Below are 19,531 nucleotides of genomic sequence, written 5' to 3'. Positions count from 1 at the left end.
CGAACCTCCACGATGCTGGTCGCGGTCCTGATAGCAAACCCGGATCGGCCGTCCATCACCGACGCGGTGCTGGCCGAGACCCGCGCCGTGCTGCGGACGGAGCACCAGCCCCGGATCCTGCACGGGGAGGTCGCGGCCGAGCTGCTGGTCCCGGGCGAGCCCGCCGCCGCGGCTTCCCTCACGGACACGCTCCGGACGGCGCTCGCCGGCGAGCCGATCGACCTCGCCGTGCTCCCCGCCGACGCGCATCGGCGCAAGCGTCTGTTCCTGGCCGACATGGACTCCACCATGATCGAGCAGGAATGCATCGACGAGCTCGCCGGGACGCTCGGCCTCAAGGATCATGTCGCGGCGATCACCGAGCGCGCGATGCGGGGCGAGATCGCCTTCGAGCCGGCTTTGCGCGAGCGCGTGGCGCTGCTGAAGGACATTCCGATTGGAGCAATCGACGGGCTGATCGCTGAGCGGTTGAGCCTTACACCGGGCGGTTCCACGCTGGTGCGGACGATGCGCGCGCGTGGCGCTCAGACCTGCCTCGTCTCAGGGGGCTTCACCCTGTTCACCGGCCCGATCGCCGCGATGATCGGCTTCCACGAGCACCGGTCCAACGTGCTGGGCGTGGCGGACGGCCGGCTGACCGGTACCGTCGCGGATCCGATCGTCGGCAAGGCCGAGAAGCGCGCCACGCTGATCGAACTTCGCGGCGCGCTCGGCCTCAACCCCGCGGACACGCTGGCGGTGGGCGACGGCGCCAACGACCTCGACATGCTGGCGGAGGCCGGCCTCGGCGTGGCGTTCCGGGCCAAACCCGCGGTGGCCGCTGCGGCGCAGGTCCGGGTCGAGCACGGCGACCTCACCGCACTCCTCTACCTCCAGGGCTACGCGGCGGCGGAGTTCGTAGGATGAGCGCTCAGTGGATGGTCCGGGTCAGGGCCACCACGGTGCCCAGCACCGCCAGCGTCTGAAAGCCGATTGCCCCGGCGAGCCAGCGCACCGTCTCGACTTTGGCGGAGGCGATCGCGCCCTTGACGGCCTCGATGTCGGCCTTCGTTTCCAGCCGCAGCGCCTCAATATCGGCACGGGTCTGGATTTTCAGGGCCTCGATATCGTTTCGAACGACTTGGATGTCGGTCTGCACATCGCGGATGTCGGCTTTCGTGGCGATGTTTCCATCGAAGACGTCCACGAGTGCGTCAGCCAAGCCCTCCGCCTGCTCGGGGGACAGCTTCGCCTTATCGCGCAGGGCGCGGGCGAACTTCAATGTATCGAAGGCAACGGCTGTCATGGCTTCAGGATCGTCCGAGCCGACCCGACTCGCTGCACCAGTGTGCCGTCCCGCAGCACCACGGCAATGCGAGCTTCCCGAATGCAGAGGCCGCCGCTCCGCGCGAAGCGGCGGCCTGGGATCTTTCGTCCGACGATGCCGCTCAGTCCAGCCCGAGGGCCACGAACCGCACGTCGCCCGTCGCACTGGCCACCAGCAGCAGGACCGACTTGCGCCCGTCCTTCTTCAGGGCATCGATCCGCTTGGTCACGTCGGCCGGCGTGTTCACCGCCTCCTGGCCGACCTCGACGATCACCTCGCCGGGCTGGATCCGCTTGTCGGCCGCCGTCGAGTTCGGGTCGACGCGGGTGACGACCACGCCCTTCACGGTGTCCTTGATGGAGTACTTCTTGCGCAGATCGTCGGTCATGCCCGACAGGTTGAGGCCGAGCGCCTGACGGGTCGCGCTCTCGGGCTCCGGCTGGCGCAGGTTGGCGAGCTGCGGCTTGTCGCTGTCCTCCAGGCGCCCGAGGGTGACGGGCTTCGTCACCTCCTCGCCCTTGCGCATGACGACCACGTCGACCTTCTGGCCCACCGGGGTGGAGGCCACGATCCGCGGCAGGTCGCCGGACGCCTTCACGGGCGCGCCGTTGAACTTCAGGATCACGTCGCCAACCTCGATCCCGGCGGTCTTGGCCGGCCCCTTCTCGTCGACGCCCGCGACCAGAGCCCCCCGCGGCCCACCCTTGAGGTTGAGCGCCTCGGCGGTGGCGTCGTCGACGTTCTGGATGCGCACGCCGAGCCAGCCGCGGCGAACCTCGCCGAAATCGCGCAGCTGGTCGATCACCGGCTTCGCCGTGTCGGACGGCACTGCGAAGCCGATGCCGACCGAGCCGCCGGTCGGCGACAGGATCGCCGTGTTGATGCCGATCACTTCGCCATCCATGTTGAACAGCGGGCCGCCCGAATTGCCCTTGTTGATGGCCGCGTCGGTCTGGATGTAGTTGTCGTAGGGTCCGGACTCGATGTTCCGGCCCCGGGCCGAGACGATGCCGGCCGAGACCGAGCCGCCGAGGCCGAACGGGTTGCCGATGGCGATCACCCAGTCGCCCGGCCGCATCTTGTCGGAATTGCCGAACGGCACCGCCTTGAGCGGATGATCGGCCGGGGGCTTCACCCGCAGCACAGCAAGGTCGATCTTCGAATCCTTGCCGACAATCTCGGCCTTCAGCTTGGTGCCGTCGTGCAGGATCACCTGAATGTCGTTGGCATCGCCGATGACGTGGTTGTTGGTCACGACGAGGCCAGCCGCATCGATGATGAAGCCGGAGCCCAACGAGTTCGACTTGCGCTGGGCCCGCGGCGCCTCGCCGTCGCCGCCGCCACCGCCACCGCCCCGGCCGCCGCGGCGGTTGAAGAATTCCTCGAACAGATCCTCGAACGGGGTGCCCGGGGGCACCTGCGGCCCAGCGCGGCTGCCCCGGGCCTCGACCGTGGTGGAGGCCGAGATGTTCACCACCGCGTCCGTCACCTGATCGGCGAGGTCGGCAAGCGAGGCCGGCCCCTTTGCGAAGGCCGGGACCGGCAGCGCCGCGGTCGCCACCGAGGCCCCGACCAGGATCGCCGCCATCAGGCTGCGGGCACGCGAGAGGGGCTGCGCCTTGGCGCGGCCGAAGGGCGCCTCGGGGGCGCGCGCGACGGAATGCATGATCGACCTCTTCAAGACCGCGTTTCCGGCTCCGCGGATCCCTGACCGACGATCAGGGTCCACGTGTTGTCGCACAAGGTAGTCCCCGGGGGCCGGGGCGCCAACACGCTCAGCGTGCGGCGCCGGCGGTGGAACCGGTGGTCGCGCTCGGATCGGCGGCCCCGCGCGGGGGACGCACCGCAGCGGCAGCGGCCCGGCCCTGCGGGTCGCTGAAGTAGCGGAAGAAGTCCGTGTTCGGGCTGATCACCAAGCGCGTGTCCGATCCCTTCAGCCCGACCTCGTAGGCCTGCATCGACCGGTAGAAGCTGAAGAAATCCGCGTCCGCGCTGAACGCCTCGGCGAGGATGCGGTTCTTGTCGGCGTCGCCCTGGCCGCGCAGCTGCTCGGATTTCTGCGTCGCCTCGGCGAGGATGACCGTCACCTCGCGATCGGCCTTGGCGCGGATCGTGGCGGCGATCTGATCGCCGTTGGCGCGGATGTCGGCGGCCTCGCGCTCGCGCTCGGTCTTCATCCGCTTGTAGACCGCGGCCGAGTTCTGCGCGGGCAGATCGACGCGGGTCATGCGCAGATCCACGATCTCGATGCCCAGGAACTTGGCCTGCCGGTTCACGTCCTCCTGGATCTGGTGCATCAGCTCGCCGCGCTCGGTCTTGACGATCGCGTCGCGGGTCGAGCGGGCCAGCACGTTGCGCAGGCCGGAATTGGTGAAGCTCGCCAGCCGCTGGTTGGCCAGCCCGACATTGCCCACCGCCTGATAGAAGCGCAGCGGATCGAGGATCCGGTAGCGGGCGAAGGCATCGACCTCCAGGTTCTGCCGGTCGGCGGTCAGCACGGTCTGGACCGGCAGGTCGAGGTCGAGCACGCGCTTGTCGAAGATGACCACGTTCTCCATGAACGGGATCTTGAAGTAGAGGCCGGGCTTGTCCTCGCCGGTGGCGTTGAGGACGGCGCGGACCCGGCCGAACTGCAGGACCAGCGCTTGCTGCATCTGGCCGACGGTGAAGATCGAGGCGTAGAGCCCGATCGCGACGATCGCGGCGACCGCGATCAGGCCGGTGCGGAGAGCCTGTTTCATCGGCCGGCCCCCGTCTGGGTCTGGGCGCGGGCGCCGAACTCCGAGAGCGGCAGGACCGGCAGCACGCCGGCCGCCGTCGCGGTGCCGGGCTGCGTCCCGTTCTGGTCGATGATCACCTTGTTCACGGAGCCCAGGACCTTCTCCATCGTCTCCAGGAAGATCCGCTCACGGCTGATCGCCGGGGCGGCCTTGTAGGAGGCGTAGACCTCGCTGAACCGCGCCGCCTGGCCGGTGGCGTCGGCGGTCGCCTTGGTCCTGTAGGCCTCGGCCTGCTGGACGATCTGGGACGCCTTACCGCGGGCCTGCGGCACCTCGCGGCTCGCGTAGGTCTTGGCCTCGTTCTGCGCCGTGTCGGCGTCCTGCTGGGCGGCGTTCACGTCGATGAAGGCGGGACGCACCTCCGGCGGCGGGTTCACCGCCACGAGCTGTACCACCTCGATGCGGACGCCCGCGCCGTACTCGTCCAGCGCCTTCTGGACCATCTCCTTCACCTCCTGGGCGATGCTCGACTGCTCGTTGGTGAGGATCGCCTGGATGTTGCGGCGGCCGATCACCTCGCGCATCGCGCTCTCGGAGATCGCCTTGATGGTGCCCTCCGGGTTCTGGAGGTTGAAGACGAAGTCGGAGGCCTTCAGCGGGTTGACCCGCCACTGCACCTCGAAATCGAGATCGACGATGTTCTCGTCGCCGGTGAGCATCAAGCTCTCGTCCGGCACGTCGCGGGTGCGGCCCTGGCCGCCGGGACCGGAGCGAAAGCCGATCTGGATCGAGTTCTGGGAGCCGACATCCGGCTTCACCACCCCGCCGATCGGATAGGGGAAGTTGTAGCGCAGGCCCTCGCCCTTCGTGCCGACATAGCGGCCGAAGATCGTCTCGATGCCGACCTGCCGCGGGTAGACGGTGTAGAAGCCGGTGGCGAGCCAGACCGCGACCGCGAGCGCCGCGATCACCGCCGCGCTGCGGCCGCCGCCGAGACCGGTGGAGCCGCCTCCGCCATAGCCGCCGGTGCCGCCGCCGCCCGGAATCAGGCCACGCAGCCGGTCCTGCCCGCGCCGGAGCAGATCCTCGAGATTCGGCGGCGTCTTGCCGCCGTTGCCCCACGGGCCGCCGCCGCCACCGCCGTTACCGCCGGGCCGGCCCCAGGGACCTCCGCCGCCGCTCTGATTGCTCCAAGGCATCCTAGCCGTCGTCTCCCGCCTGTCCGCACCTGACCGACTTGCCAGCCGGCGCCCCTTGCCTGAACGGCCACGCTCGCCCGCCTAGTCCCGCCCCTCCGGTCCGATCGCCGTGCGATCCGGCCTGTATGGAGAGCTAAACACTTGCCCGGGCGCATCTTCCCGAAGAATGCGCAAGCCCGACGTGAACACGCGCACCCGACAGGCACCTGCGGGCGCATGCCCCGTGCTGTCAAGGCTGGCAGGTGGGCATGCGGGGGCCCAAAGGCAAATGCGGCGGCGCGCCTCAGCGCACGCGTTCACAATCCACGAACGCGAAAGCGTACTCGTCGCGCGGACCAGCCGGATGCGCCTCGCGCAACGTCTCGCAGAACTGGGCCCGGTCGAAGGTCGGGAATCGCACATCGCCCTCCGGCTCGGAATCGACCTCGGTGAGGTACAGGCGATCGGCCTGCGGAAGCGCGAGGGCGTAGATCTCGGCACCGCCCACCACCATCAGCTCCGTGCCGGCGGCGGCCGACAGCGCGGCGTCCCAGTCGTGAACGGTCTCGGCACCCTCGGCCCGAAAGGCGCGGTCGCGGGTCAGGACCAGCGTTCGGCGACCCGGCAGTGGCCGGCCGATCGAGTCCCAGGTCCGGCGGCCCATCAGCATCGGCTTGCCCATGGTGAGCGCCTTGAACCGCTTGAGGTCGCTGGACAGGTGCCACGCGAGGCCGTTGTCGCGGCCGATCACGCCGTTGCGGGCGACGGCCGCCACCAGGGAGACGATCGGCCTCATACCGCCACCGGTGCCGCGATGGCGGGATGCGGGTCGTAAGTCTCGATGGCGATATCCTCGTACCGGAAGGCGAAGAGGTCGCGGACCGCGGGATTGAGCCGCAGTTGCGGCAGCGGGCGCGGCGTCCGGCTCAAGAGGGTCCGGGTCTGCTCCAGGTGGTTCCGGTACAGATGCGCGTCGCCGAAGGTGTGGACGAAATCGCCGACCCCGAGGCCGGTCACCTGCGCGATCATGTGGGTCAGGAGCGCGTAGCTCGCGATGTTGAACGGCACACCCAGGAAGGCATCGGCCGAGCGCTGGTAGAGCTGGCAGGAGAGCCGCCCCTCGCTCACGTAGAACTGGAACAGGCAGTGGCAGGGGGCGAGCGCCATCTTGTCGAGGTCGGCCGGGTTCCAGGCCGACACGATCAGGCGGCGGGAATCCGGGTTGCGCCGGATCTCGTCGAGCACCCAGGCGATCTGGTCGACCGTGCCGCCGTCGGGCTTCTGCCAGGAGCGCCATTGCTTGCCGTAGACGGGCCCGAGGTCACCGTGTTCATCGGCCCACTCGTCCCAGATCGTCACGCCGTTGGCCCTCAGCGCGGCCACGTTGGTGTCGCCGGCCAGGAACCAGAGCAGCTCGTGGATGATCGAGCGCAGGTGCAGGCGCTTCGTGGTGACCAGGGGGAAGCCCGCCGACAGGTCGAAGCGCATCTGGTGGCCGAACACCGAGAGCGTGCCGGTGCCGGTCCGGTCCTCCTTGGCGGCGCCCGCATCGAGGATGCGCCGGAGCAGGTCGTGATAAGCGTCCATCCGCCATTCCTGCGCGTCGTCGGGGCGTCGGGCAAGCGCGCCACCGACATCTATGCACCGCCGTCGCGGATCATGGTGATCAGCCCGGCCAGAGCAGGTAGGTCACGAGCGCGAGGTTCGACCAGCCATGCAGGGCGATGCCGGGCCAGAGCCGCCCGGTCCGCCAGCGCAGCCACCCGAGGGCGAAGGCCAGGGGCAGCAGCGAGACCGGCCGGGCGAGCCCCCATGATGAGACATGGGCGGCCGCAAAGATGATCGCGGTAACCAGGATCGCCCCAACGGGCCCCACGGCCGCCTGGGCCCGCGCAAAGGCTTCGCCGCGCAGCAGCAGCTCTTCCGCCACGGGCGCCAGGATCGTGAGGTAGGCGAGCCACGCCGCCACCGCGGCTTGGCTCATGAACGGCGACAGCCGCACGTGCTGCCCGAAGCTCGCGCCGAACAGTTCCGCGGTGCCGGTCACCCAGGCGATGTGCAGCACCGGCCAGACCAGCAGGATCCCTAGCAGGAAGACGGGCCGCATTCCATTCGGGCGCTCCCGATCGAGGGCGAGGCGGCGGCGCCAGCCGGCGCGATCCCGCCACCAAGCCCCGCCGATGACCAGGAGGGCGAGGAAGATCTGACGCAGGGCATCGACCGCGAAGGCCCGGTGGGCGAGTTCCACCGCGCCGAGGAACGGGCGCCGCTCCGGAGGCAGGAACGGGTCAATCCCGTTCCACAGATCGAACCCGACGCGCACGGCGGCCAGCGACAGCAGGCTGGCCGCACCGAGATAGACGACGACGAGGGCGACCAACGCGCCGAGGCGCCAAGTCGCAGACCAGATTTGTTCGAAACGGCCCCGCCCGTCAGGCGCGGAGACATGGGACTGCGCACTTCCGGCAACAGCCTCGGCCGGAGGCGCGATAAGAGGCGCTGGCGCGACACGATCGGGCTTCAAAACCGGACCGATCCCCTCTATATCTCGGGAGCCGGTCGCGAGGCCGGCTATGGCGATAAACGTTCTTCGCAATAAACCTATCGGACCCGGGGGCGGTACCCGGCGCCTCCACCCGAACCCAGGACATGCTGCCGCAAGGCACGTGATCGGAAGCCTGGGCTCCGGCGGGGGCGAAATAGGATCGACGAGGGCGTAAAGGTTGGACTTTCGCTCGGCATGGTTCCGCCGTTATCGGGCCTTTGCAATAGTTGCCAACGACAACTTTGCTCCGGTGGCGGTGGCTGCGTAAGCGGTCCCCAATACCGAATTGAAGTCCTAGCGGGTAGCACCGCATAGGCGGGGTTCGGAGGCACCTGGCAACAGAAGCCTTCACTTCCTTTTTCTCGGTCCGGCCATCCGCGGCGGGGCGCCGGGCAGTCCGGGCTAGGGCGCGACCGCAGATGGCAGACGATCTGATCCGTTACGATCTTCTGGTGCAGGACGCCCTGCGCGGCGTGGTGCGCAAGGTGCTGACCGACGCGGCCCGCGAAGGGCTGATGGGCGAGCACCATTTCTACGTTTCGTTCCGGACGGAGGCACCCGGCGTGCGGATGTCGCAGGCCCTGCGCGAGAAATACCCGCAGGACATGACGATCGTCCTGCAGCACCAGTTCTGGGACCTCAACGTCACCGAGCACGCCTTCGAGGTCGGCTTGTCCTTCTCGGGTGTGCCGGAGCGGTTGCTGGTGCCGTTCGACGCCCTGTCGGGCTTCTTCGACCCCTCCGTGCAGTTCGGCCTGAAGTTCGACCTCAGCGAAGCCGGTGAGGCGCCCGAGGAGGCGAACGCCACCCCGGCCAAGGCCGGCCCGCGCGGGGCAGGCTCCGAGCCCGGCGAGGTCCGCCCCAAGGGTGCGGGTGTCGCTACGATCGGTGCGGCTGCACCGAAGGGTCTCCCAGCCCCCGCGGCAGCGAGCGACAAGGGCTCGCCGAAGCCGGACGAGAAGGCGGCCCGCCCCACCGCCAAGAAGGAGGGCGAGGAGGCAGGCGCCGAGGTCGTGAGCCTGGACGCGTTCCGCAAGAAGAGCTGAAGTCTTCCGAGGCCGAAACGACGGCCCGGGGATTTCAGGGGTGGACAAAGGGATTGCGCAGCCGGGTCTATCGGCGGGCGAACGGAAGCACCGCGCCAAGCGCTTCAACGGGGGCGTCAAGCTGGCCGCAACATTCTTTAACGCGACGCAATCCTGACGCTCGGAACAGCGTTCATCACGCCGCTCGTTCAACACCCGGCCGACGTGTTGACCAACAACGGCTAAGCTTTTCTACTCGCTGCCGTCCTCCTGCATCGGATTGGACAAACCGCGATTCGGTTGTTCCTACGGGCCGAGGAGTAGCGGAATGCCTCAGAGCTAGGCGCTTCAGATTCTAGCCCTCGCCGTAGCCATGTCGGCGCTTGGCCTCGGCGGTCTCTTTATTGCGTCACGGCTCTACGACCGCAAAACCCGTCAGCTTGAGGCGCGGCGGGGCGATTAGCCCCGCCCCTCGGCCTCCATGCGCAGCCCGTGCTCCGGCCGCAGCGTCACCCGGTGGAGCGGCGTGACCGGCGGGTGATCGGCCGGCAGATGGAACCGCACCGCCCGCACGATATGCGCCAGCAGGATCACCGCCTCCTGAACCGAGAAGCTCTGCCCGATGCAGACCCGCGGCCCCGCCCCGAACGGCAGGTAGGTGAAGCGCGCGATGCTGTCGCGGTTCTCGGGCATGAACCGCTCCGGCACGAAGGCCTCCGGGTCGTCCCAGAGCAACTGGTGGCGGTGGAGTACCCAGGGCGCCACCATCACCAGCGAGCCCCGCGGCACCTTGATCCGGCCGAACCGGTCGTCCCGCAGCGCCTGCCGGCTGAGGAACGGCACCGGCGGGAACAGGCGCATCGCCTCCTCGATCACCGCCCGCGTGTAGGGCAGCCGCTCCACGGCAAAATCCCCCGGCCCGGCGGCATCGACCTCGGCCTCGATCCGCGCCTGGGCGGCGGGATCCTGTGACAGGCAGTAGAGCGTCCAGGTCAGGGAGTTGGCTGTGGTCTCGTGGCCGGCCGCGATGAAGGTGACGATGTTCGCCTTCACGGCGAGGTCGGAGAGGCCGTTGCCGGTCTCGGGATCCTGCGCGGCGAGCAGCAGCGTGAGCAGGTCCCGCGGCGCCTCGCCCTGTGCCATCAGCGCCTTGCGCCGGGCGATCAGCGCGTCGACCACCTCGGCGAAGAAGCGCCCCGCCGGCCGCGCCCGCAGGCGGCCGATCCGCGGCACGAAATCCGGCACGCCGAACACGTCGAGCGGATCGATCGGCCCCACCGCCTCCAGAAACCGGGTGATCGCGCGTCCGAGGGCGTCCGGATCGCTGGGCAACCCGCTCGTAAAGATCGTCCGCTCCAGCACGTCCAGCGTGACGCGGGTCATCTCCAGGGCGACGTCGACCGGCTTGCCGGCCCGGCGGGCGAGGCGCCGGCCGAGGCGCGCGCCGGCGGCGTTCATCGCGTCGGAAAAACCCTGGACCGTGCGGGCGTTGAAGATCGGCGCCAGCGTCCGGCGCTGGAGCCGCCACTCGTCGCCCTCCGCGCTGAGCAGGCCGTTGCCGAGCCCGGGGGCCAGCACCCGGCGCTGGAGATCGTCCTTGCGGTAATTCTCGGCCTTCTCGATCAGCACAGTGCGAATCAGCGCCGGGTCGCTCACCAGGGTGATCCGGCCCATCGCGCCCTCAGCCGCCACCACCGGCAGCTTGAAATGCGCGTCCATCCAGGTGGTGATCGGGTTCTTCCGCGCCGCCCGCAGGAATTCGAACAGGCCGAGCGGTTCCTTCAGCCGTGGCGGCACGGTCGGGCGGAACCGGGGGGCGGCCTTCGGCTCGGAGAGATCGATCGTCGCGCTCATCGGCTCCTTCCGGCGGGAACAGAGCCCCGCCCTTGTCGGTGCGCCGGGGAAAACCGGCATCGCGATTCATCCGCGCCTCATTTAAGTAGGCACCGCACTGCACCAGACGTAGAGGCCACGATGTCGCCCACCGAGACCGCCACCCGCACCGAGTCCGACACCTTCGGTCCGATCGAGGTCCCGGCGCATCGCTACTGGGGCGCGCAGACGCAGCGCTCGATCCAGAACTTCAAGATCGGCACCGACCGGATGCCGGCGCCGCTGGTGCACGCGCTCGGCCTCGTGAAGCAGGCCGCCGCCCTGGTGAACAAGGATCTCGGTGCCCTCGACGCGAAGCTCGCCGACGCCATCGCGGCCTCGGCCGCCGAGGTGGTGGAGGGCCGCTACGACGACGAATTCCCCCTCGTCATCTACCAGACGGGCTCGGGCACGCAGTCCAACATGAACGCCAACGAGGTGATCGCGAGCCTCGCCAACGAGCGGCTGGGCGGCCAGCGCGGCGGCAAGTCGCCGGTTCACCCGAACGACCATTGCAACCGCGGCCAATCCTCCAACGACACCTTCCCGACCGCCATGCACATCGCGGTCGCCCGCGAGATCCAGGGCCGCCTGCTGCCGGCACTCTCCCACCTGCACGGGGCGCTCGACGCCAAGGCCAAGGCCTTCGAATCGATCGTCAAGATCGGCCGTACCCATCTGCAGGACGCGACGCCGGTCTCCCTCGGCCAGGAATTCTCGGGCTACGCCGCCCAGGTCGCGCTCGGCGGCTCGCGGGTCGCCGCGACCCTGCCGGGCGTCCTGGCGCTGGCCCAGGGCGGCACGGCGGTCGGCACCGGGCTCAACGCCCATCCGGAATTCGCCGACCGCTTCGCCGCTAAGGTCGCGGAGCTGACCGGACTGGCCTTCACCTCGGCCGACAACAAGTTCGAGGCGCTCGCCACCCACGACGCCCTCGTGTTCACGCAGGGCGCGTTGGCCGCGCTGGCCGCCGGCCTGTTCAAGATCGCCCAGGACATCCGCTTCCTCGGCTCGGGCCCGCGCTCGGGCCTCGGCGAGCTGTCGCTCCCTGAGAACGAGCCCGGCTCGTCAATCATGCCCGGCAAGGTCAACCCGACCCAGTGCGAGGCGCTGACGATGGTCTGCGCCCAGGTGATCGGCAACGGCACCACGGTGAGCTTTGCCGGTTCGCAGGGCAATTTCGAACTCAACGTGTTCAAGCCGGTGATCGCCAACGCGGTGCTGCAGTCGATCCGCCTGCTGGCCGACGCGGCGATCAGCTTCACCGACAATTGCGTGGTCGGCATCAAGGCCAACGAGGACAAGATCGCCGACCTGATGAGCCGCTCGCTCATGCTGGTCACCGCGCTCGCCCCCTCGATCGGCTACGACAAGGCCGCCGAGATCGCCAAGACCGCGCACAAGAACGGCACGACCCTCAAGCAGGAGGCGCTGCGCCTCGGCTACGTCACCGAGGAGGAGTTCGAGCGCGTGGTCCGGCCGGAGACCATGCTGGCCCCCAGCGCCGATTGATTTTGCGACTGGGCCGGCGCGTCTGTCCTGCGCCGGCCCGCCACTGCCGGGAAGCGATCCATGGCCGAGATCATCAACCTGCGTCAGGTCCGCAAGGCGAAGGTTCGCGCCGAGGCGGATGCCAAGGCCGAGTCGAATCGGATCGCGTTCGGTCAGCCGAAGAAGGCCAAGACCCTTCAGCAACGGCGCAAGGCCCTGGAGACCGAGCGCCACGAGGGTCACCGGCTCGAGCGGCCCGAAACCGACTCGGCGGAATGAGGGTCCGTTCGGACGCCTATGCCGCTGCCTCCGCATGAGCACCGGCCTCACCAAGCATTCCGTGATGATCGCGGGCCACCGCACCAGCGTATCCCTGGAGGATCCGTTCTGGACGGCCCTGCGCGAGGTCGCGGAGGCGCGGGGCCAATCGGTCCAGGCGCTGATCGGCGCGATCGATGCCGGGCGCGGCGGCCAGAACCTGTCCTCGGCGATCCGGGTGTTCGTGCTGGAGGCCGTGCGCAGGCCGCCGATCCAGCAAACGTGACCGCGCGCCGGATTGACCTTCCGGTCGGCCGCGCTTTGTGACATCGGCGCGACAGAACCACGCAGGACTTGCGACTCGATGACCACACGTGAACCGCTGCTCAAGCCCGTCCCGATCGCCGAGCTGCGGCCGACCCAGATGACCGTCGGCTACCGGGAGGTGGCGGAGAAACGCCGCCGCTGGCGCGCCTATGACGGCGAGAAGAAGCGCGAATTCCTCGGCGCGCATCAGATTCCGACGGTGCTGGGCCCCAAGAAGCGCCACTACGTCGTCGACCATCACCACCTCTCCCGCGCCCTGCAGGAAGAGGGCGTCAAGGACGTGCTGGTGACCGTGATCGCCGACCTGCACCATCTGGAGAAGGATGCCTTCTGGACGGTCTGCGACCACAAATCCTGGGTCTATCCCTACGATGCCGAGGGCGTGCGGCGCGACTTCAAGGATCTTCCGAAGACGATCACCGATCTGGCGGACGACCCCTTCCGGAGCCTTGCGGGCGAGCTGCGCCGGGCCGGCGGCTTCGCCAAGGACACGACGCCGTTCAGCGAGTTCCTGTGGGCGGACTTCCTGCGGCGCAACATCAAGGAGAAGCGCGTCGAGCACGACTTCTCGGCCGCGCTGGAGAAGGCCATGAGCTTGGCCAAATCCAAGGATGCCGGCTACCTGCCCGGCTGGTGCGGGCCCTCGGAGGGCTGATCAGATCCCCCAGTAGGGCGCCGCGTCGTAGTAGCGGTGGATCTGCTCCTCCCAGGCGCCGTCCGCGGCCGGATCGGTGCCCTCGGGGGTGCGGGCCGGGGCGGCGCGGAGTTGTTCCTCCGTGATGTCGAGCACATAGGCGTCCTGCCGCGGCTCGAACCGGAGTACGGACCAGGGCAGGGTATAAAAATCCTCGCCGAGCCCCAGGAAACCGCCGAAGCTCATCACCGCATAGGCGACCCGGCCGGAGATCTTGTCGAGCATCAGCCGCTCGATCCGGCCGATCCGGCTTCCGTCGGGCCGGCGCACATCGGTGCCGATGACCCGGTCGCTGGCAATCAGGCGGCGGGGTTCCCGCGGGGCGGGTTGGCCGGTCGCTGGCATGGGCGCCTCCCGATATCGTGCGTGCCTCTGCCCGAAAAACGCCCCGGGCGTGGGCCACGTTCCGGCACGCACCCCCGCCCGCCCCCCTCAGACGGACGACCCTCACCGCATGCCGATGCCGCGCCTCGCTTCGCCCCTGGCCCAGAGCCTCGCGCTCGCTGCCCTGCTCCTGCCGGCCGCCGCACAGGCGCAGGACCGTGGCAGCGTCAGCCCGAAACCCCTGCCGCCCCTGGAGCATCCGGACGCGCCCTCGACACCCGCCAAGGCGCTGTTCGGCCGCGTGACGAAGGCGTCCACGGGACCGGCCCATATCTACGGGTTCTACGCGAAGGGCTGCTTCGCTGGCGGCGAGGCGCTGCCGCTGGACGGGCCGAACTGGCAGGTCATGCGCCCGTCCCGCAACCGGATGTGGGGCACGCCCTACCTCGTGGATTTCATCGAGCACCTGTCGCAGAAGGCCACGCGGGTCGGCTGGCCGGGGCTGCTCGTCGGCGACATGGCCCAGCCCCGGGGCGGCCCGATGATCACCGGCCACGCCTCGCACCAGATCGGCATCGACGCCGATGTCTGGCTGACGCCGATGCCCGATCACCGCATGAGCCGGGCGGAGCGCGAGGAGACCTCCGCCACCGACATGGTCCGGCCCGACCGCCTCGACATCGACCCGCAGGTCTGGACGACGACGCACCTGCAATTGATTAAGCTTACCGCCGGGCAGCCGGAGGTGGAGCGCATCTTCGTCAACGCGGCGATCAAGAAGGCGCTCTGCCGCGACGCTGCCGGCAGCCGCTGGATGTCGAAGGTGCGCCCGATGTACGGGCACAACTATCACTATCATATCCGGCTGGCCTGCCCGGCCGGCCAGGAGGATTGCCAGCCGCAGGCCCCGCCCCCGGGCGGCGATGGCTGCGACGATCTCGGCTACTGGTTCTCGGACGCGGTGCTGCATCCGAAGCCCCCGAAGGTGCCACCGAAGCCCAAGCCCGCCATGACCATGGCGGCGCTCCCGACGGCCTGTCGGGCGGTGCTGAAGGCGCCGTGAGGCGATTGGGGGCGGTTCACGAACCCGCGCGATGTGCTAACGCCCCGGGATGCCCCGCTGGCTTTTCCTCATCTTCGCCGTCGCCGTTGCCCTCTCGGTGCTGGGCAGTGTGCTGATCGTGCTGCGCAGCCCGAACAGCACGCCGCAGCTCGGGGGCAATCTCCCCACCCCCGGGGCGCCGGGCATGCAGCCCAAGCCAGGCGGCAGCCCCCAAGGAACTTCCGGCGGCAGCCCTCAAGGACCAGCCGGCGGCAAACCCTGAGAACAATCAGGCGACGACGCCGGTCCCGACCGGGCAGTTGACGCCGGTACCGCCCAGGCCGCTATATTCGCCCGGGGTCTTGGCGAGGTGCTGCTGGTCGTCGCCTTCCGCGAAGTAGAAGGGCTCCAGCGGCTTGATCTCGGTGGTGATGTCCCGGGAACCGCGGGCCCGCAGCGCCTGGGCATAGGTTTCGCGCATCGCCCGGGCCGTCGCCTCCTGGGCCGGGCCATTGGTGTAGAGGCCTGAACGGTACTGGGTACCGACATCGTTGCCCGGACGTAGGCCCTGGGTCGGATCGCGGCCCTCGAAAAACGTCCGCAGCAGCGCTTCCAGTGGCAGCGCCTCCGGGCAGTTGCCAGAACCGGCGCTCGGCACCCCGGAAGCAGCCGAGACCGCGGACGATCGTCTCGGTGCCGGGCGGATAGGGACCTGTCAGCGGATGGCCGTTGACGATGTGGGTCTCGGCCGTCGCGAGCGGTGTCGGGCGTCCCGGCAGGGCCGCGGCGGGACTCGGCATAACCGGGCGCTTGCGGAACAGGACCATCGGCTCGCCTTCCGGTCTCGCGAATGGCGCTCAATATGGGTCCACCCGAGCCCCGAGAAGCATCGGGCCGCGCCCGAGGTTTGGAACCTTGAGGCAGGACTAGACCTCGCACGCGATTTACGGTTTTTAATCCCGGGTGGGCGGCGCTCAGGCCGCCATGCGGAAGGCAGAGCGGGATGGAAACGGGCTGGACCGCCACGAGCCACGTGCCGGACAACCTGCAAGGCAAGGCGCTCCGGGGCGACCCGTTCGCCGCGGCAGTGCGGGCGACCCGGATGCCGATGATCGTCACGGATCCGGGCCGGCACGACAACCCGATCGTGTTCGTGAACGACGCCTTCCTGAAGCTCACCGGCTACACGCGGCTCGACGTGACCGGCCGCAACTGTCGCTTCCTGCAGGGCCCCGAGACGGACCCGGTCACCATCGACTGCCTGCGCGCGGCCATTCGGCGGGAGGAGGATATCCGGGTCGACCTGCTCAACTATCGCAAGGATGGCTCGACCTTCCACCACGCGCTCCATGTCGGACCGGTGCGGGACGCCGCGGGCAAGGTCATCTATTTCTTTGCCGCGCAGCTCGATGTCAGCGGGCATTATGCTCTGACCGCCGAGATCGAGCGTCTGGAGGGCGAGCTGGCCGAGGCGAGGGCAAGGCTCGCCGGGCGATAGGGTCGGCGCAGCGGGTTCAGGGCTTCGTCAGGAAGCCGATCGGCTCGCGGCCCGGCTGCCCGAGCCAAAGCAGCACCGCGCCGAGGCCCAGCCCGATGAGTGAGGCCGGCGCCAGGGTCAGCGGCAGGCCCAGCACGTGCCAGAGCCAGGGCAGCGCTCCCTCGACGCTGCCCTGCAGAGCGCCGGCCCGGTCCTTGAACAGGGCGGCGATCACCTCGGAGATCGGCGTCACCCGCAGGCCATTGTTGGCGATCGAACGGGCGCCGTCATAGACCAGCGCGACGAAGCCGCCGGCCAACAGCAGGAAGCCCAGGACGCGGACCAGGAAGCGGAACATCGCGGACGTCTTCGAAGCCTTGCGCGCCCGGCTGGCGCCCGCCACGGGAGTATGGGTCCGGGCCGCCCCTGGCAACCGTCGTAAACCGCCGGTTGCCGGTCCGGGGCGCCCGTGCCACAGGCAGCGGGCGGCGGCGGGCCGTGTGGGAACGGTCGGCCTTGGACGCGCACGCGACGACACCCCCCCTGGGCCTCGTGATCTTCGATTGCGACGGCGTCCTGGTCGACAGCGAGCCCCTGAGCCTCGCCTGCCTCACGGCCGGCCTCAACCGGATCGGCGTTGCAATCGACTTCGCCACCGTGCGGGCACGCTTCACCGGCACCTCCATGACGTCGATCATGGGGCATATCGCCCGGGATTATGGAGTCACGGCGCCGCCGGACTTCGTGGAGGCGGTCAAGGCCGAGACCCTGGCGCTGTTCGATGCCGAATTGCGGGCGATGCGCGGCGTCGCGGAGGCGGTGGCGGCCCTCGGCCTACCGCGCTGCGTGGCGTCGAGCAGCGATCCGGTCCGGCTGCGCCATTCCCTGACGCTGACCGGGCTGCTGCCGCTGTTCGGCGCATCCGTGTTCTCCTCGGCGCAGGTGCAGCGCGGCAAGCCCTTCCCCGACCTGTTCCTGTTCGCCGCCGATCGTATGGGGATCCCGCCCGAGGCCTGTCTGGTCATCGAGGATAGTGTGCCCGGCGTCACGGCCGCCCGGAGCGCCGGCATGCGGGTCGCCGGCTTCACCGGCGGCGGCCATTGGGGCCACGACCCCGCGGGGGCCGACCTCGTGCGCGCCGGCGCGGCCCGGATTTTTTCGGACTTTTCCGATCTCGGCGCGGTGATCGCGGAGGCCTGACGCGTTCCGTCTCCCCCGGGCCTGGCCGGGACCGCGCCTCTGCCAAGCCCGGCCCCGAAAACGAAAATCGCTTCCGTTGACGGGCCGCGGCGGCATCGCCATCTTCAGTGGTGCCGCCGCAGGCTTGCTCTCGCGGCGGTCGCGGTGATTTGAGAAGCGTAGCTTGCGCCGCGTCATCAAACGCTAAAGCACTGCGACGGCCCCCGTGCCGCGCGGTCCTTCGGTCTGGAGGACATCTGATGTCGAAGCGAGACCCGTTCGACGCCTACAAGCTCCCCAATGCGCCCTGCTGTCGCGCCCAATATCGGCGCGGTCGACGCTAGCCGGTCGACCATCATCCAGCAGTCATCGCGATCCGGCATGGCTTCACGCCGGCCTAGGGAGCTCCAAGTGCCATGCACAGCCTCTTTGCAGAACGCACGCCCGGAATTGGCCTGACCACGGCCGATCCGACCCCCGTAAGCGTGCCAAGCCCCGGCGGGCCGCCGCGGGTGATCGAGATCGGCGAGATCACCGCCGGGATCGCCGTGCCCGAAGGGCGCGGGGTCCGGTTTTTTTCATCCGCCCGCGATTTCGACGGCCTCGACGGCACCCTCTTCCGCACAACCGAGCAGGCGACCCGCGCGGCCCGGGAGCGCGTGCGGAGCCGGGCTCACACCGGCGTCGGGCAGGATCGGGCCCGCCTCCGCCGCGCCTGACCGGAGCACCGGTCGCGCGCCCCGTCGAGGCGGCCGACGCTTCGGCGGGGGATCGGGGCATCGCGTCCTGGCGCCCTACCGGGCGCATTCCTCGCGGGTGCGCTTCATGGCCTCGGCGAAGCCCCCGAGCGCGTATTCATCGCTCGTGGGATTGCCGCGCAGCGACATGGTCTTGATGATCAGTTTCGGGTTGCGGGCGCTCATCTCGGACACGACCCGGGCCTCCTCGGCCGGGTTCTGCAGCCACGCGTTCCCGTCCTTCACCACGAGGCCGTAGCGGCTGCTGCCGAGGTTGAGGCTCGGGTCGGTGGGCGCAGCCGCCGAGCCGGGCTTGACCTGCGAGGCCGCGGGCTTCGACGGGAAGCCCAGCATCACCGCCACCTCGTTCTGGACGTTCTCGCCCTTGCGCACGCTCACGAACAGGTAGGCGGTGTCGCGCTTCAGGGTCTTGGGCGAGCGGGCCTGCGGCTGCGCGATGGCGTAGCAGAGCTTGTTGCGGCCGTCGCCGTTCACGAACACGTTCCAGTCGCCGAAGATCGCCACCGGCGTCGCCTGCTGCATGCCGGGGGGTGTCGCCGCCTTCCTCTCGGCGTGGGCGGCCGGCCGCTGGCGGCCGCGCCGACGCTCGCGCGAAGCCGGGGCCGCATCGTCGCCGCTCGTATCGACGGCAGCATCCTGCGCCCATGCGGCCGTCGCGGACAGGCCGGGCGCGCCGGCCAGCCCCCCGAGAAGACCGGTGACGAGACCGAAGGCGAGCAGGACTGGGATTCCGACCGGGAGCAGGCTAAGGACGCGGACCATCTTCACTTCCTGACGACGGGCGGCCCCAACAGGGGCCGGACCGGGATTCAGGATTAGTGAAGCTTGCGTAAAGCGTCGGCAAGATGGCGAGAGGGAGCCGTTCGCGTCAGATCGCGCGCGCTTCCACGGCCTGCGCAGCGATCACGACGGCGGCCACCGGCTCGACCGCGTCCGCGACGACCGGAGAAACCGCGTTCGGCTGGGCCGGCACGGCGCGCTTGCGGGGCGGATCGTTGTAGGGGGTGTTGTAACCCTTGCGCACGGCAGCCCAATAGGACTCCCGTGTCAGGCCCGAGCCGGTCAGGGCGGCGTCGATCATCGCCGTCGCCCGCGCCGCAAGATCCGGCACCTCTTCCGACCGCATCGAACTCTCGACAGGCATCCTGCGCACTCCGTTGCCCACGGCAAAGCTTATAGCGAAGCAGACTTAGCCAGATGGTGAACGCGCGGCTCCCCGGGATGGTTGCGCTGCACAAATCCGCGCCAGTCTGTGGGCAAGCCGGATCCCCGTGACCCGGAACGGGGCCGATTCCCCTCGGACTCCGATGCGGTCGGCATCCCCCAGTCGCTGGG

At 69.4% G+C, this 19,531-nt stretch carries 22 protein-coding genes, 1 other RNA gene and 1 pseudogene; 11 read left to right on the top strand and 13 right to left on the bottom strand.

All coding sequences use genetic code 11. The features are described from left to right. The first annotated feature begins 12 nt into the window (after nucleotides 1-12). Complete coding sequence (serB, locus tag MKK88_RS26505) at nucleotides 13-906, top strand: phosphoserine phosphatase SerB (RefSeq protein WP_244005133.1); 894 nt, start codon at nucleotides 13-15, stop codon at nucleotides 904-906. 4 nt (nucleotides 907-910) lie between these two features. On the opposite strand, the gene MKK88_RS26500 is transcribed toward serB, so the two are convergent. The 7 genes from MKK88_RS26500 to MKK88_RS26470 all read right to left on the bottom strand — a co-directional run bounded on the left by MKK88_RS26500 (nucleotide 911) and on the right by MKK88_RS26470 (nucleotide 7,584). After that, nucleotides 911-1,285, bottom strand: coding sequence for a hypothetical protein (locus MKK88_RS26500; RefSeq protein ID WP_244005132.1), 375 nt, complete (start codon nucleotides 1,283-1,285; stop codon nucleotides 911-913). Between the two features lie 142 nt (nucleotides 1,286-1,427). After that, nucleotides 1,428-2,972, bottom strand: coding sequence for a DegQ family serine endoprotease (locus MKK88_RS26495; protein WP_244005130.1), 1,545 nt, complete (start codon nucleotides 2,970-2,972; stop codon nucleotides 1,428-1,430). A gap of 109 nt (nucleotides 2,973-3,081) precedes the next feature. Further along, nucleotides 3,082-4,047 (bottom strand): protease modulator HflC, encoded by a 966-nt coding sequence (hflC, locus tag MKK88_RS26490; RefSeq protein ID WP_244005128.1) that lies wholly within the window; start codon nucleotides 4,045-4,047, stop codon nucleotides 3,082-3,084. Next, entirely contained in the window at nucleotides 4,044-5,225 is a 1,182-nt protein-coding gene (gene hflK, locus MKK88_RS26485) for an FtsH protease activity modulator HflK (protein ID WP_244005126.1), read from the bottom strand. The genes hflC and hflK overlap by 4 nt, the downstream gene beginning before the upstream one ends. Before the next feature lie 283 nt (nucleotides 5,226-5,508). Continuing rightward, nucleotides 5,509-6,000: a dihydrofolate reductase gene (locus MKK88_RS26480; RefSeq protein ID WP_244005124.1), complete on the bottom strand. Its 492-nt coding sequence runs from the start codon at nucleotides 5,998-6,000 to the stop codon at nucleotides 5,509-5,511. Beyond that, entirely contained in the window at nucleotides 5,997-6,791 is a 795-nt protein-coding gene (locus tag MKK88_RS26475) for a thymidylate synthase (RefSeq protein WP_244005122.1), read from the bottom strand. The genes MKK88_RS26480 and MKK88_RS26475 overlap by 4 nt, the downstream gene beginning before the upstream one ends. Nucleotides 6,792-6,870: 79 nt before the next feature. Then, the gene (locus tag MKK88_RS26470) at nucleotides 6,871-7,584 is read right to left on the bottom strand and encodes a CPBP family intramembrane glutamic endopeptidase (RefSeq protein WP_244005120.1); all 714 of its coding nucleotides are present in this window, start codon (nucleotides 7,582-7,584) and stop codon (nucleotides 6,871-6,873) included. 135 nt (nucleotides 7,585-7,719) lie between these two features. Here MKK88_RS26470 and ssrA point away from each other — a divergent pair. After that, nucleotides 7,720-8,102, top strand: a transfer-messenger RNA (tmRNA) gene (ssrA, locus tag MKK88_RS26465). A gap of 66 nt (nucleotides 8,103-8,168) precedes the next feature. After that, the gene (locus MKK88_RS26460; protein WP_244005118.1) at nucleotides 8,169-8,795 is read left to right on the top strand and encodes an SspB family protein; all 627 of its coding nucleotides are present in this window, start codon (nucleotides 8,169-8,171) and stop codon (nucleotides 8,793-8,795) included. A gap of 438 nt (nucleotides 8,796-9,233) precedes the next feature. Here MKK88_RS26460 and MKK88_RS26455 read toward each other — a convergent pair whose 3' ends face one another. After that, on the bottom strand, nucleotides 9,234-10,628 hold the full coding sequence (locus MKK88_RS26455) for a cytochrome P450 (RefSeq protein WP_244005116.1): 1,395 nt from the start codon (nucleotides 10,626-10,628) through the stop codon (nucleotides 9,234-9,236). 120 nt (nucleotides 10,629-10,748) lie between these two features. Between MKK88_RS26455 and fumC the strand changes: the two genes are divergently transcribed. The 4 genes from fumC (at nucleotide 10,749) to MKK88_RS26435 (ending at nucleotide 13,377) form a co-directional block, all read left to right on the top strand. Then, complete coding sequence (gene fumC / locus MKK88_RS26450; RefSeq protein WP_244005114.1) at nucleotides 10,749-12,158, top strand: class II fumarate hydratase; 1,410 nt, start codon at nucleotides 10,749-10,751, stop codon at nucleotides 12,156-12,158. A 60-nt stretch (nucleotides 12,159-12,218) separates the two neighbouring features. Then, on the top strand, nucleotides 12,219-12,416 hold the full coding sequence (locus tag MKK88_RS26445) for a DUF4169 family protein (RefSeq protein ID WP_244005112.1): 198 nt from the start codon (nucleotides 12,219-12,221) through the stop codon (nucleotides 12,414-12,416). 34 nt (nucleotides 12,417-12,450) lie between these two features. Beyond that, nucleotides 12,451-12,681 (top strand): ribbon-helix-helix domain-containing protein, encoded by a 231-nt coding sequence (locus MKK88_RS26440; protein ID WP_244005110.1) that lies wholly within the window; start codon nucleotides 12,451-12,453, stop codon nucleotides 12,679-12,681. A gap of 78 nt (nucleotides 12,682-12,759) precedes the next feature. Then, nucleotides 12,760-13,377, top strand: coding sequence for a ParB-like protein (locus tag MKK88_RS26435; protein ID WP_244005108.1), 618 nt, complete (start codon nucleotides 12,760-12,762; stop codon nucleotides 13,375-13,377). Here the strand turns inward: MKK88_RS26435 and MKK88_RS26430 are convergent, their stop codons facing one another. Continuing rightward, entirely contained in the window at nucleotides 13,378-13,761 is a 384-nt protein-coding gene (locus MKK88_RS26430) for a PRC-barrel domain-containing protein (protein ID WP_244005106.1), read from the bottom strand. A 109-nt stretch (nucleotides 13,762-13,870) separates the two neighbouring features. Between MKK88_RS26430 and mepA the strand changes: the two genes are divergently transcribed. Beyond that, complete coding sequence (gene mepA / locus MKK88_RS26425) at nucleotides 13,871-14,803, top strand: penicillin-insensitive murein endopeptidase (RefSeq protein WP_244005104.1); 933 nt, start codon at nucleotides 13,871-13,873, stop codon at nucleotides 14,801-14,803. A 268-nt stretch (nucleotides 14,804-15,071) separates the two neighbouring features. On the opposite strand, the pseudogene MKK88_RS26420 reads toward mepA, so the two are convergent. Then, nucleotides 15,072-15,609, bottom strand: a pseudogene (locus MKK88_RS26420) (peptide-methionine (S)-S-oxide reductase). A 176-nt stretch (nucleotides 15,610-15,785) separates the two neighbouring features. Here MKK88_RS26420 and MKK88_RS26415 point away from each other — a divergent pair. Continuing rightward, nucleotides 15,786-16,280 carry a PAS domain-containing protein gene (locus MKK88_RS26415; RefSeq protein WP_279602545.1) on the top strand — a complete coding sequence of 165 codons (495 nt, stop codon included), beginning with the start codon at nucleotides 15,786-15,788 and terminating at the stop codon, nucleotides 16,278-16,280. Between the two features lie 16 nt (nucleotides 16,281-16,296). Here the strand turns inward: MKK88_RS26415 and MKK88_RS26410 are convergent, their stop codons facing one another. Continuing rightward, nucleotides 16,297-16,617 (bottom strand): PetM family of cytochrome b6f complex subunit 7, encoded by a 321-nt coding sequence (locus tag MKK88_RS26410; protein ID WP_244005207.1) that lies wholly within the window; start codon nucleotides 16,615-16,617, stop codon nucleotides 16,297-16,299. A 158-nt stretch (nucleotides 16,618-16,775) separates the two neighbouring features. Here MKK88_RS26410 and MKK88_RS26405 point away from each other — a divergent pair, with 158 nt between their 5' ends. Then, complete coding sequence (locus MKK88_RS26405; protein WP_244005102.1) at nucleotides 16,776-17,459, top strand: HAD family hydrolase; 684 nt, start codon at nucleotides 16,776-16,778, stop codon at nucleotides 17,457-17,459. A 395-nt stretch (nucleotides 17,460-17,854) separates the two neighbouring features. Beyond that, nucleotides 17,855-18,157, top strand: coding sequence for a hypothetical protein (locus tag MKK88_RS26400; RefSeq protein WP_244005101.1), 303 nt, complete (start codon nucleotides 17,855-17,857; stop codon nucleotides 18,155-18,157). Between the two features lie 75 nt (nucleotides 18,158-18,232). On the opposite strand, the gene MKK88_RS26395 is transcribed toward MKK88_RS26400, so the two are convergent. Further along, nucleotides 18,233-18,958: an invasion associated locus b family protein gene (locus MKK88_RS26395; protein ID WP_244005100.1), complete on the bottom strand. Its 726-nt coding sequence runs from the start codon at nucleotides 18,956-18,958 to the stop codon at nucleotides 18,233-18,235. A 106-nt stretch (nucleotides 18,959-19,064) separates the two neighbouring features. Beyond that, nucleotides 19,065-19,322, bottom strand: a complete 258-nt coding sequence (locus tag MKK88_RS26390; RefSeq protein ID WP_244005098.1) for a hypothetical protein — start codon at nucleotides 19,320-19,322, stop codon at nucleotides 19,065-19,067. Nucleotides 19,323-19,531: the final 209 nt, after the last annotated feature.

The sequence above is a fragment of the Methylobacterium sp. E-005 genome (genome assembly GCF_022829725.1).
Classification (GTDB): domain Bacteria; phylum Pseudomonadota; class Alphaproteobacteria; order Rhizobiales; family Beijerinckiaceae; genus Methylobacterium.
This window is presented reverse-complemented; position numbering and strand designations above follow the sequence as displayed.